Origin of the sequence: Stenotrophomonas bentonitica (assembly GCF_002887735.1) — a bacterium.
Taxonomy (GTDB): Bacteria; Pseudomonadota; Gammaproteobacteria; order Xanthomonadales; family Xanthomonadaceae; genus Stenotrophomonas; species Stenotrophomonas bentonitica_A.
The window spans coordinates 116,211-128,759 of record NZ_PKQP01000007.1; the positions used below are offsets into that span (position 1 = coordinate 116,211).

A 12,549-nucleotide genomic window follows, 5' to 3' on the forward strand; every position below is an offset into this window, starting at 1 on the left:
AAAAAAGAAGCCGCGGAGTCCGCGGCTTCTTTCGTAACACATTCGAGCGGTGAAGATCAGGCCAGGCCGGCCTGCTTCATCACTTCGGCGGCGTAGTCTTCCACCACCTTCTCGATGCCTTCGCCGACCGCCAGACGCTGGAAGCCGACCACGTCGGCGCCGGCGGCCTTGAGGACCTGCTCGACCGACTGGTTGGTGTCCAGCACGTACGGCTGGCCGTACAGGGTCACTTCGTTGACGATCTTGGCGATCTTGCCGCTGATGATCTTTTCCAGGATATCGGCCGGCTTGGACTTGTCCTTGTCGGACATCTTGGCCAGTTCGATTTCCTTTTCCTTGGCAACGAACTCGGCCGGCACATCGGCGGCCTTGTTGTGCGGCGGGTTCATGGCAGCCACGTGCATGGCCAGGCCACGGGCCAGCTCTTCGTTGCCACCGGCCAGCTCGACCAGCACGCCGATGCGGCCGCCGTGCACGTAGGCAGCGACGTTGTTGGTCGATTCCAGGCGCACGATGCGACGCACGTCGACCTTCTCGCCAACCTTGGCGATGACGGCGGCGCGGGCTTCTTCGATCGTCTCGCCGGACGGCAGCTTGGCGGCCTTCAGGGTGTCGATGTCGGCAGCGCCCGAGCTCAGCGCGGTGGCAGCAACAGCCTTGGTGAAGTCCAGGAAGTTGCTGTCCTTGGCGACGAAGTCGGTTTCCGAGTTGACTTCGACCAGCACGGCCTTGCCGCCGTCCTGGGCCGCCACGATGATGCCTTCGGCAGCCACGCGGTCAGCCTTCTTGTCGGCCTTGGCCAGGCCGGACTTGCGCAGCCATTCGGCCGAGGCGTCGATGTCGCCGCCGTTTTCGACGAGTGCCTTCTTGCACTCCATCATGCCGGCGCCAGTGCGCTCGCGCAGTTCCTTGACCAGGGAAGCAGTGATTTCCACGGGATTTCCTCACGAAAGAAAGGGGTTGGGCCGGCATGGTGGCCGGCCCGTATGACAGTGTCCTGTCGTCGCGCCATCGGCAGCGGACAGGAGCGGTGGGCGCGCTGCGCCCACCGCGGGCCTGGATCAGGCCTGGGCTTCGCCAGCAGCCGGCGCGTCGGCGGCCGGAGCAGCAGCAGCCTTCTTGGCCGGAGCGCGGCGGGCCGGCTTGGCTTCTTCGCCAGCAGCGGCTTCGCTGAACTCTTCTTCACGGACGGTGGCGGCGTGCGGCGCAGCAGCCTTGCCTTCCAGCACGGCGTCGGCAGCGGCGCGGGCGTACAGCTGCACGGCACGGATGGCGTCGTCGTTGCCCGGGATCGCGTAGTCGACCAGTTCCGGGTTGTAGTTGGTATCGACCACAGCGATCACCGGGATGCCGAGCTTCTTGGCTTCCTTGATGGCGATGTCTTCGTGGCCGATATCGATGACGAAGATCGCGTCCGGCAGACGGTTCATGTCCTTGATGCCGCCCAGCGAGGCTTCCAGCTTGTCGCGCTCGCGACGCAGGCCCAGCACTTCGTGCTTGACCAGCTTGTCGAAGCTGCCGTCGGTCTCACCGGCTTCCAGTTCCTTCAGGCGGGCAACCGACTGCTTCACGGTACGGAAGTTGGTCAGGGTGCCGCCCAGCCAACGCTGGTTCATGAACGGCATGCCGCAACGCTCGGCTTCTTCACGGATCGACTCGCGGGCGCTGCGCTTGGTGCCCAGGAACAGGATGGTGCCGCGCTTCTGCGCAACGCTGGAAATGAAGTTCATCGCGTCATTGAAGAGCGGAACGGTCTTTTCCAGGTTGATGATGTGGATCTTGCCGCGGGCGCCGAAGATGTACTGGCCCATCTTGGGGTTCCAGTAACGGGTCTGGTGGCCGAAATGGACGCCGGCTTCCAGCATCTGACGCATGGTGACCTGGGGCATTGCAGTAACTCCTGATAGGGAACCGGCCGCCACGGGTAATAGTTGGGCGGTCCGCCGCAAGGCGGGTGGTTCCGGGGTTTGGCTTCCCTGTCGCTTCCGTGACCGAACTCCTTGCGGAGCACCCCGGCACGGATATGGGCGGCAGGTGTGGATTCACCGGTGACGTCCGGTGTTGACGTATTCCCGCGCCAAGGCGGCAGGGATCCGGTCGATTATAGCCCGGTGCCGGGCGCAGGCGCAATCACGGGGGCAAGCGGGGCATCGGCGGCCTCGTTGAGCCGGGCCCGGAACTGGCCGCCGACGTAGCCATCCGGCCGCGGCGGCAGGTCCCAGCTGCGGGCGCTACGCGGCAGCACATAGCCGGCCAGGCCCTCGATCAGCGGGTGGCGACGCCCGTGGGCGTCCACGAACACGAGGTCGGCCAGGTGGGCATGGCCGTCGCCGCCATTATAGAGGCGCAGGCGGGGCGCCGACGGGCTGCCGCCTGTCTTGTATCGGACCGTGCAGATAGGACCCAATCAATGGCCGTCTTCGGCACAAGGTCGCGTTTTGCGATACGCATCACGCTTGTTCAGCTAGCTGGCCAGGGGCCGGGCCCAAACCGCGGCTGTCAGCGTTCCATCCAATCCCGTTCAGATTGGCCCCGGATCGGCGATAATGGGCGCCATGAGCGTGAATCTGAAAACCCCCGAGGAAATCGAACTGATGCGCATCGCCGGCCGTCTGGCCAGCGAAGTGCTCGACATCGTCACCCCCCACGTCAAGCCGGGCGTGACGACCGAAGAGCTGGACCGCATCTGCCACGACCACATCATCAACGTGCAGAAGGCCACGCCGGCCAATGTCGGCTACCGCGGCTTCCCCAAGACGGTCTGCACGTCGGTCAACAACGTGATCTGCCACGGCATTCCCAGTGAAGCCAAGGTCCTCAAGGACGGCGACATCGTCAACATCGATGTCACCGTGATCAAGGATGGCTGGCACGGCGATACCAGCCGCATGTACTACGTGGGCACGCCGTCGGTCATGGCCAAGCGCCTGGTCGATGCGACCTATGAAGCCATGTGGCGCGGCATCCGCGCGGTCAAGCCGGGCGCGACGCTGGGCGATATCGGCCACGCGATCCAGAGCTATGCCGAATCCGAGCGCTTCAGCGTGGTGCGCGAGTACTGCGGCCATGGCATCGGCAAGGTCTACCACGACGAGCCGCAGGTGGTGCATTACGGTCGTCCGGGCCAGGGCCTGGTGCTGCAGCCGGGCATGACCTTCACCATCGAGCCGATGATCAATGAGGGCACCCGCTACAACAAGGTGCTGCCCGATGGCTGGACCGTGGTCACCAAGGACCGGAAGTTGTCGGCGCAGTGGGAGCACATGGTCGCGGTCACCGAGACCGGCGTCGACGTGCTGACCCTCTCGCCCGGCGAATCGCAGGTCTGAGCATGCTGCCGGCGAGCCCGATGCTGGACGCGCCGGCCGAATCCGTCGCCGACCCGGACTGGGCGGCGCTGGCGCGCCAGTCGCTGCAACAGACCGACGCACGGCTGTACCGCCGTTTCGACCAGGGCGACAACATCGAGCGCCTGCTCGCGTTGCGCGCCCGCGCGGCCGACCACCTGATCTGGTTGGCGTGGCACCGCTGCCTGCCGGCCGGGTCTGGACTGGCCTTGTTTGCCGTCGGTGGGTATGGGCGCGGTGAGTTGTTCCCGCGCTCGGATATCGACGTACTGGTGCTGGGTACGCCGGAACAGCAGCGGCGGCACGAATCCGGGCTGGCGCGCTTTTTCGCGCTGCTGTGGGATTGCGGCCTGCCCGTGAGTCACGCGGTGCGTTCGCCGGCCGAGTGCACCCAGGCCAGCGCCGACCAGACCGTGCTGACCGCACTGATCGAATCGCGCCCGGTGGTTGCCGACGACATCGCGCGCGCGGCCTTGAAGGCCGCGGTGAACGTGGACGGCCTGTGGCCGCCGCGCGAGTTTTTCCTCGCCAAGCGTGAAGAGCTGCTGGCCCGCCATCAGCGCTTTGGTGATACCGCCGACAACCTGGAACCGGACATCAAGGACGGCCCCGGCGGCCTGCGCGATCTCAATACCCTGGGCTGGATGGCGTTGCGTGCCTTCGGCGTGCGCGACCTGGAAGCACTGGTCGGCCTGGGCCACCTCGGCCCGGATGAAGCGGCCGCGCTCAAGCGCGAACGCTGCGCCCTGGCCCGGCTGCGCTTCGGCCTGCATCTGGTCGCCAACCGGCCCGAAGAGCGCCTGCGTTTCGATTACCAGAAGACACTTGCCGCCCGCCTGGGTTTCGAAGACGACATCGAAAGCCTGGCCGTGGAAAAAATGATGCAGGGCTTCTACCGCAGCGCCACCGTGGTGCGGCGGATCAGCGACCGCCTGCTGCAGCGCTTCGAGGAGCAGTTCGATGGCGAGGCGGTGCCCGAGCCGGTCAGCGTGGGGTTCTCGCTGCGCCGTGGTTACCTGGCGGCCAACGATCCGGCCTGGCCCGAGGGCGACATCGAACAGGTGTTCGCGCTGTTCTCCAGCTGGGCCTATAACCCGGATGTGCGCGGCCTGCACTCGCTGACTGCCCGCGCGCTGGCCGAGGCGCTGCCGGACCTGGCCGCGTATACCGACGCCAGTCCCGCCGCACGCGAGCAGTTCCTGGCCCTGCTGCGCAGCCCGCGCGCGGTCGACACGCTGGCGCGGATGGCGCGCCTGGGCGTGCTCGGTCAGTGGATCCCCGCATTCGCGCAGGTCTCCGGGCGCATGCAGTTCGATCTGTTCCACGTCTACACCGTGGACCAGCACACCCTGATGGTGCTGCGGAACATCGGCCTGTTCGCCAGCAGCCGCGCCGACGAGCGTTTCTCGATCGCGCATGAGGTCTGGCCGCGCCTGCGCAAACCGGAACTGCTGCTGCTGGCCGGCCTGTTCCATGACATCGCCAAGGGCCGCGGCGGCGATCATTCCGAACTCGGTGCGGTGGACGCGCGTGAATTCTGCCAGGCGCTGGCGCTGAGCAGTTCCGACACCGAACTGGTGGCGTGGCTGGTCGAACAGCACCTGCGCATGTCGGTCACCGCGCAGAAGCAGGACATCTCCGATCCGGACGTGATCCATCGCTTCGCCACCCTGGTGGCCAGCCGCGACCGGCTCGACTACCTGTATCTGCTGACCTGCGCCGACATTGCCGGGACCAGCCCCAAACTGTGGAATGCCTGGAAAGACCGCTTGCTGGCCGACCTGTATTTCGCGGCGCGGCGCGCGCTGCGCGACGGGCTGGAGAACCAGATGCCGGCCGCCGAGCGTGTTGCCGAAGCGCGCGAATCGGTGCGCCAGCTGGTGCGCGAGCGCGGCTACGACGACGCGACGATCGAGCGTCAGTTCACCGTGATGCCCGATGAGAGCTTCATCCGGCTGCGGCCCGAGCAGCTTGCCTGGCAGGCCGCCGCGCTGGTACCGGTCAAGCAGGGCCAGACCCTGGTCAAGGTGCGCCGGATCACCCCGGACGACCACGCGCTGGAGGTGTTCGTGCACTCGCCGGACCGCGATGGCCTGTTCGCCGCGATCGTGATGACGCTGGACCGCAAGGGCTACGGCATCCACCGCGCGCGTGTGCTGGACGGCCCGGTGGATACCATCTTCGATACGTTTGAAGTGACCCCGGCCGACAGCTTCGCCGATGGCGATGCGCTGCGCCTGGAGGCCGGCCTGCGTGAAGCGCTGTCCGGCGACCTGACCCGGCTGCGTCCGTCGCGGCGGGTCATTCCGCGCCAGCTGCGGCACTTCCGTTTCGCCCCGCGCATCGAGTTCCGCGATGTCACCGATGGCGAGACCACCAGCACCCGTTTCAGCCTGGTCGCGCCCGACCGCCCCGGCCTGCTGGCCGACGTGGCGTTCGTGCTGCGCAACCAGCGGCTGCGCGTGCATGATGCGCGCATCGCCACCTTCGGCGAACGCGCCGAAGACATGTTCGTGATCAGCGATGAGCATGATCACGCCCTCACCGAATCCGCCAGACAGCAGCTGCAAGACGCCATGCTCGCCTGCCTGGACCCTGATCGAAAAGCCGGAGACCCCCACTGATGGCCACCAAGCCTGCCAAGAAGACTGCCGCGAAGACCGCGGCGGCCAAGACCCCTGCTGCCGCGCCTGCGGTGAAGAAGACCGCTGCCGCAAAGAAGGCGGCGCCCGCGGTGAAGAAAGCGCCGGTCAAAAAGGCGCCGGCCCGCAAGGTCGCTGCTACCCCGGCCGAGAGCGCCGCCAAGCGCAGTGCCAGCCGTGATGCCACCATCGCGCGCAAGTCGCTGCGCAAGCCGGCCACGCCGGGTGTGGAAGAACTCAAGTTCGGCATCGAAAGCGCCTTCGAGCGCCGCGCGACGCTGACCCTGCACGAGATCGAAGGCTCCACCAAGCCGCTGGTCGGCCGCGTCATTGATGGCCTGGAAACCGGCGAATTCCGCGTCGCCGAGCCCGATGGCCACGGTGGCTGGAAGGTCAACGAATGGCTGAAGAAGGCGGTGCTGCTGTACTTCCGCGTCAACGACATGGCCGTGGTCGACGCGCGTCCGGCGCCGTTCTGGGACAAGGTCGAATCGCGCTTTGCCGGCTTCGATGAAGCCAGGTTCCGCCGCGCCGGCGTGCGCGTGGTGCCCGGCGCGATCGCGCGCCGCGGCAGCTACTTCGGCAAGGACGTGGTGCTGATGCCGAGCTTCACCAACATCGGCGCCTACGTGGGCGAGGGCACCATGGTCGACACCTGGGCCACGGTGGGTTCGTGCGCGCAGATCGGCAAGCACTGCCATCTGTCCGGCGGCGCCGGCATCGGCGGCGTGCTCGAGCCGCTGCAGGCCAGCCCGACCATCATCGAAGACCATTGCTTCATCGGTGCGCGTTCGGAAGTGGTGGAAGGCTTCGTGGTCGGCCACCACAGCGTGATCGGCATGGGCGTGTTCCTCGGCCAGAGCACCCGCGTCTACAACCGCGCCACCGGCGAAATCAGCTACGGCTCGGTGCCGCCGTACAGCGTGGTGGTGTCCGGCCAGCTGCCGTCCAAGGACGGCTCGCACTCGCTGTACTGCGCGGTGATCGTCAAGCAGGTCGATGCCAAGACCCGCAGCAAGACCAGCGTGAACGACCTGCTGCGCGGCCTGGCCGACTGAGCCGGGCACGCCATGACCACCACCGTGTATGGATTGAAGAACTGCGACACCTGCAAGAAGGCCACCAAGTGGCTGGACCGTTTCCAGGTGCCGTATACCTTCGTCGACTACCGTGAGCACAAGCCAACGCCGGAAACCCTGATCGACTGGGCGGCCCAGGCCGGTGGCTTTCCCGCGTTGATCAACAGGTCCTCCACCACGTGGCGGCAGCTGCCGGAGAACCGCAAGGCGGCCGATTCGGAGGCCGAATGGAAGCTGCTGCTGCGCGAGTACCCGCAGCTGATCAAGCGCCCGGTGGTGGTGAGCGCCGATGGCGTGATGACCCAGGGCTTCTCGGACAACGGCTTCAAGCAGCGGTTCGGAGTGGGCGCGTGAACGACGTCGTTGCCTTGACCTGCGACCTGATCGCGCGCGCCTCGGTCACGCCCGAGGACGCCGGTTGCCAGGCGCTGCTGGCCGGCCGTCTTGAACGCGCCGGCTTTCACTGCGAACAGCTGCGCCTGGGCGAGGTCGACAACCTGTGGGCCACACACGGGCAGGGCGCACCGGTGCTGGTGCTGCTCGGGCATACCGACGTGGTGCCGACCGGCCCGGTCTCGGCCTGGACCAGCGATCCGTTCGATCCCCAGATCCGTGACGGCGTGCTGTACGGACGTGGCGCGGCCGACATGAAAGGCAGCGTGGCCGCCTTCGTGGTCGCCGCCGAGCAGTTCGTGGCCGCGCATCCCGATCATGCCGGCACGCTGGCGGTGCTGCTGACCAGCGACGAGGAAGGCGATGCCATCGACGGTGTGCGTCGCGTGGCCGATATCTTCCGCGAGCGCGGTCAGGAAATCGACTGGTGCATCACCGGTGAGCCGTCCTCCACCGCGGTGCTGGGTGATCTGCTGCGCGTGGGCCGCCGCGGCAGCCTCTCGGCGACGCTGACGGTGAACGGCGTGCAGGGCCATGTGGCGTATCCGGACAAGGCGCGCAATCCGATCCATCTGGCCGCTGCGGCCCTGGCCGAACTCACCGCACGGCACTGGGATGATGGCTTCGAGAGCTTCCCGCCGACCAGCCTGCAGGTCTCCAACATCCATGCCGGCACCGGGGCCAACAATGTGATTCCGGGTGAGCTGCAGGTGCTGTTCAACCTGCGCTACAACCCGCACTGGAACGCGCCCGCGCTGGAGCAGGAGATCGCTGCGCTGCTGGAGCGTCATGCACTCCAGTACACGCTCAAGTGGCATCGCAGCGGCGAGCCGTTCTATACCCCGGAAGGCACGCTGCGCAGGGTCGCCCGCGAGGTACTGGGTGAGTTTGCGGGTGCACCGCCGGAAGAGAGCACCGGTGGCGGCACCTCCGATGCGCGCTTCATCGCGCCGCTGGGCGCGCAGTGCATCGAAGTAGGGCCGGTCAATGCGAGCATCCATCAGGTCGACGAGAACATCCGCGTGGCGGACCTGGAAGCGCTGCCGGCGTTGTACCAGCGCTTGATCGAGCGCCTGTTGGCCTGAGTCCAGCGATGGAACCGACGGCCGCGGTAGTGCCGGCCGCTGGCCGGCTGCTCCGTCGGTCTGACAGTCATGAGAGCCGGCCAGCGGCCGGCACTACCGGGTGTAACCGACCGTTGGTCGGTTCGCCCTTACGCCACGATCAACCCGAACGACGCCAACGCGGCCGCCGCCTGGCGCTGTGAAATCACCGCCTTCTTGAACAGCTTGGCATCCATCACGTTGAGCCCGCTGATGTCGGTGCCGCGCAGGTCGGCGCCTTCAAAGCGCGTCAACCGCGTCTGTGCATTGCGCAGGCTGCCGCCGTTGAACACCGCATCGCGGAAATCGCAGCCGGACAGCTCGGCCTCGGAAAAATCCATGCCCTCCAACTGCGCCTTGCGGAACGACATCCCACGCAGGTCCGCGCTGACCAGCAGGCAATCGCGGAATTCCAGCGCCCAGCCGGTCACTTCCTGCAGATGCGCGCCGGTCAGCTTGCAGTCCTGGAACTGCACCGAGGACAGCGTCGCGCGCCGCCAGTGACTGTTGTTCAGATCGCAGTGCGCGAAACGCGCATCGCTGAGCAGCGCCGAGCTGAAATCGCATTGGCTGCCGCGGCACTTCGTCCACTGGGTTTCTTCCAGCGAGGCGGCCAGCCAGTTCGCACCGGTGACCGAGCACTGGTTGAACTGGAACCCATCCATGTCCAGCCGCGAGAAGTCGCCGTGATCGAACGTGCAGTTCTCGAAGGCGGCCGCGCGCGGATGCGCGGCAATGATGGCCTGCATGCGCTCGCGGGTGAGCGTGTCGTCGCGGAAAATGGCGGTGGTCATGCGGCCATTCTCGGTGATGGGCGGCGCAGGCGGCAGTCTTGAAGGCAGCGGCGGAGTGTGTACAGCGTCACCGGCGCGCATACGTGGTCCCCTCCGACGTAGAGCCGACCGTTGGTCGGCTGCCGTTGGTGCAGACACATGGGGCGACACGTGCAGCCGACCAACGGTCGGCTCTACCGGGTGGTTATCCCGTCAGTCGAAGGTCCAGAACGGCGCTTTGATCCGCTCGCGCCAATACGTCTCCCCGGCCAGGTAGAACTTCTGCGCAGACGCCTTCGCGAACCAACCTGCGGCCGCGTCCAGATCACGTGTCACGCCGGCGCGGCCGCGGCCCAGCAGCAGGCCGCTGAAATACTGCCCGTACACATTGCCCTGGTCGGCCGCCAGCCGATACCAGTGCAGCGCCTCGATACCATCGCGCGGCAGGCCCATCCCGAGTTCGTACATCGCGCCCAGATCCACCTGGGCGTCGGCATCACCGCGCTGCGCACGCCGCTGGGTGTCGACGACCAGCGGATGCAGGGTGCCCTCCGACTGCGCGGCGATCGCCTGCGGCAGCCGCGAGGATTCGGACGGCATGTGGTGGTAGATGGTCGCGCGCAGGTCCCAACGCAGCGCGCTGGCCGCGTCACCGCGTTCGCGATGGAACTTGGCCAGCATCAGCATCGCCATCGGGTTGCCGTGCTCGGCGGCAGCGCGATACCAACGCTCGGCCTTGCGCGGTGAGGCGCGCAGGGCAGTGCCCTGGCGGATGTTCGGGCCGGTGCCATGCAGCAGCTCACCGTGGGTCCAGATCCTGCCCAGGGCCTCTTCGGCCTGCGGGTTGTGGAAGGTCCACGGGGTGAGGGCTGCCGCACGCTCGTACCAGCCCACGGCACGCGGGTCGTTGAAGGTTTCAAAGGTCCTGGCTGCCTCCCAGGCACTGTCGAAGCTGCCATCGGCCGCCTTGGCCTCGACCGACTGCACGATGCTCGCAGGCGTCCGTGCAGGAGTGCTGCTGCAGGCAATCAGGGAAAGGGCCAGGGCGATGCCGCCCAGGCGCGTAGCGATGCGTCCAATGCGAGGGGTCATGCCAGCCGGATGGTGCAGAGGGACCGTGATTATCGCGCGGCCCCGAAGCGCCGGGTTGTCCGCGGCGGCCTGTTTGGTTGCCATCGCAACAGTTGCGCCGCTGTCAAAACCCGGTTACGGTCGGTCCATGTCCTCGTTCCCGGCCACCGCTGTCAGCAATACCAACCGCAATAATCTGCGCGCGAATAATCGTGCGCGGCCGATGCGGGACTGCGACCAGGGCTAGTACAAGCAACACGCCCGGACCCCAGAAAACCCGCATCGACCGATGCGGGTTTTTTTGTGGCCCGGGTTTACCCCTTCCGGGCCTGGGTGGCCGGTCGAATGCCTGCAATACGTGTATTCCCCCATCATCAGGAGCTGTTCCCATGTGTTCGATCTTCGGTATTTTCGGCCTGCAGGCCGGCGACGACCTCACCGCATTGCGCCGCCACGCGCTGGACCTCTCGCAGCGGCAGCGCCATCGCGGCCCGGACTGGAGCGGGGTGTACGTCGATGACGGCGCCATCCTGGTCCACGAGCGCCTGGCCATCGTGGACCCGGCCGGCGGTTCGCAGCCGCTGCTCTCCGAAGACGGCGGCCTGGCGCTGGCGGTCAACGGCGAGATCTACAACCACCGCGAACTGAAGGCCGAGCTGGCCCAGCCCTACGCCTTCCAGACCGGCTCGGACTGCGAGGTGATCAACGCTCTGTACCGCGAAGACAGCCCGGCCTCGTTCCTGAACCGCCTCAACGGCATCTTCGCCTTCGCCTTGTGGGACCGTGCCGCGCAGCGCGTGCTGATCGCCCGTGATCCGATCGGCGTGGTGCCGCTGTACTGGGGCCACGACAAGGATGGCCGGCTGGTGGTGGCCTCCGAACTGAAGTCGCTGGTGGACATCTGCGCCGACGCGGCGCAGTTCCCGCCGGGCCACTGGTACGACAGCGCCACCGACACCCTGACCCGCTACTACGAGCGCCCGTGGCGCGACTACGACGCGGTCGAAGGCGTCGAGGCCGACCGGGTCGAGCTGCGTGAGGCCTTCGAGCGCGCGGTACACCGCCAGCTGATGACCGATGTGCCCTATGGCGTGCTGCTCTCCGGCGGCCTGGATTCGTCGCTGGTGGCCGCGGTGGCCGCACGCTATGCCCGCCACCGCGTTGAGGATGGCGACCAGAGCGAAGCGTGGTGGCCGCGCCTGCATTCCTTCGCGATCGGCCTGAAGGGCTCGCCCGACCTGGCCGCCGCGGCGATCGCGGCCGAAGCACTGGGCACCGTGCATCACGGCTTCGAGTACACCTTCGAAGAAGGCCTGGACGCACTACCGGAAGTGATCCGCCACGTGGAAACCTATGACGTCACCACGATCCGCGCCTCCACCCCGATGTTCCTGCTGGCGCGGCGGATCAAGGCCATGGGGGTGAAGATGGTGCTGTCCGGCGAAGGCAGCGATGAGATCTTCGGTGGCTACCTGTACTTCCACAAAGCCCCCAACGCACGTGAGTTCCATGAAGAACTGGTGCGCAAGCTGGATGCGCTCAACAACTACGACTGCCTGCGCGCCAACAAGTCGATGATGGCCTGGGGCGTGGAGCCGCGCGTGCCGTTCCTGGACCGCGAGTTCCTCGATGTGGCGATGCGCATCGATGCCAGGCACAAGATGGTCGGGCAGGGCCCCGCCGGTGCACGTCGGATCGAGAAGGCGGTGCTGCGCGAGGCCTTCGAAGGTTACCTGCCGGACTCGATCCTGTGGCGCCAGAAGGAGCAGTTCAGCGATGGTGTCGGCTACGGCTGGATCGACGGACTCAAGGCGCATGCCGAAGCCCAGGTCAGTGACCGGGTGATGGCCGCGGCGGACAAGCGCTTCGTGCACAACCCGCCGCAGACCAAGGAAGCCTACTTCTACCGCCACGTGTTCGAGCAGTACTTCCCGACCCAGGCGGCGGCGGAAACAGTGCCGGGTGGCAAGTCGATCGCATGCTCCTCGCCGGCGGCCATTGCCTGGGATGCCAGCTTCGCGGCGATGGCCGATCCCTCCGGACGCGCCATCGCCGGTGTGCACGAGCAGGCGCTGGCCTGATCGAGGTGCCACGCCGCCGCGTCGATCGCGGTGGTGTGGCACCGCGTGCAGCCCGTAGAA

General features: G+C 66.9%; 11 protein-coding genes. 6 read left to right on the top strand and 5 right to left on the bottom strand.

Features of this window, described 5'->3' with window-relative positions; translation table 11 throughout:
* Positions 1–56: 56 nt before the first annotated feature.
* The 3 genes from tsf to C0R07_RS13945 form a co-directional block, all read right to left on the bottom strand.
* A complete protein-coding gene (gene tsf / locus C0R07_RS13935; RefSeq protein WP_019184396.1) occupies positions 57–935 on the bottom strand; it encodes a translation elongation factor Ts in 879 nt (292 codons plus the stop codon).
* Positions 936–1,061: 126 nt separating this feature from the next.
* Complete coding sequence (gene rpsB / locus C0R07_RS13940; protein ID WP_102789182.1) at positions 1,062–1,889, bottom strand: 30S ribosomal protein S2; 828 nt, start codon at positions 1,887–1,889, stop codon at positions 1,062–1,064.
* 212 nt (positions 1,890–2,101) lie between these two features.
* On the bottom strand, positions 2,102–2,407 hold the full coding sequence (locus C0R07_RS13945) for a hypothetical protein (RefSeq protein ID WP_146027613.1): 306 nt from the start codon (positions 2,405–2,407) through the stop codon (positions 2,102–2,104).
* Between the two features lie 148 nt (positions 2,408–2,555).
* Between C0R07_RS13945 and map the strand changes: the two genes are divergently transcribed.
* The 5 genes from map to dapE are packed head-to-tail and all read left to right on the top strand — an operon-like array spanning position 2,556 to position 8,546.
* Positions 2,556–3,329 (top strand): type I methionyl aminopeptidase, encoded by a 774-nt coding sequence (gene map, locus C0R07_RS13950; protein ID WP_026069972.1) that lies wholly within the window; start codon positions 2,556–2,558, stop codon positions 3,327–3,329.
* Positions 3,330–3,349: 20 nt separating this feature from the next.
* Entirely contained in the window at positions 3,350–5,971 is a 2,622-nt protein-coding gene (locus C0R07_RS13955; RefSeq protein WP_428991911.1) for a [protein-PII] uridylyltransferase, read from the top strand.
* Complete coding sequence (gene dapD / locus C0R07_RS13960) at positions 5,971–7,047, top strand: 2,3,4,5-tetrahydropyridine-2,6-dicarboxylate N-succinyltransferase (protein WP_102789185.1); 1,077 nt, start codon at positions 5,971–5,973, stop codon at positions 7,045–7,047. The genes C0R07_RS13955 and dapD overlap by 1 nt, the downstream gene beginning before the upstream one ends.
* A gap of 12 nt (positions 7,048–7,059) precedes the next feature.
* The gene (locus C0R07_RS13965; RefSeq protein ID WP_070473269.1) at positions 7,060–7,422 is read left to right on the top strand and encodes an arsenate reductase; all 363 of its coding nucleotides are present in this window, start codon (positions 7,060–7,062) and stop codon (positions 7,420–7,422) included.
* The gene (gene dapE, locus C0R07_RS13970) at positions 7,419–8,546 is read left to right on the top strand and encodes a succinyl-diaminopimelate desuccinylase (RefSeq protein WP_070473267.1); all 1,128 of its coding nucleotides are present in this window, start codon (positions 7,419–7,421) and stop codon (positions 8,544–8,546) included. Before C0R07_RS13965 ends, dapE begins: the two co-directional genes overlap by 4 nt.
* Before the next feature lie 128 nt (positions 8,547–8,674).
* On the opposite strand, the gene C0R07_RS13975 is transcribed toward dapE, so the two are convergent.
* Positions 8,675–9,358, bottom strand: coding sequence for a pentapeptide repeat-containing protein (locus C0R07_RS13975; RefSeq protein WP_070473265.1), 684 nt, complete (start codon positions 9,356–9,358; stop codon positions 8,675–8,677).
* 192 nt (positions 9,359–9,550) lie between these two features.
* Complete coding sequence (locus tag C0R07_RS13980; RefSeq protein ID WP_102789186.1) at positions 9,551–10,429, bottom strand: tetratricopeptide repeat protein; 879 nt, start codon at positions 10,427–10,429, stop codon at positions 9,551–9,553.
* Between the two features lie 368 nt (positions 10,430–10,797).
* Here C0R07_RS13980 and asnB point away from each other — a divergent pair, with 368 nt between their 5' ends.
* Positions 10,798–12,489 (top strand): asparagine synthase B, encoded by a 1,692-nt coding sequence (asnB, locus tag C0R07_RS13985; protein ID WP_019184380.1) that lies wholly within the window; start codon positions 10,798–10,800, stop codon positions 12,487–12,489.
* Positions 12,490–12,549 lie beyond the last annotated feature (60 nt).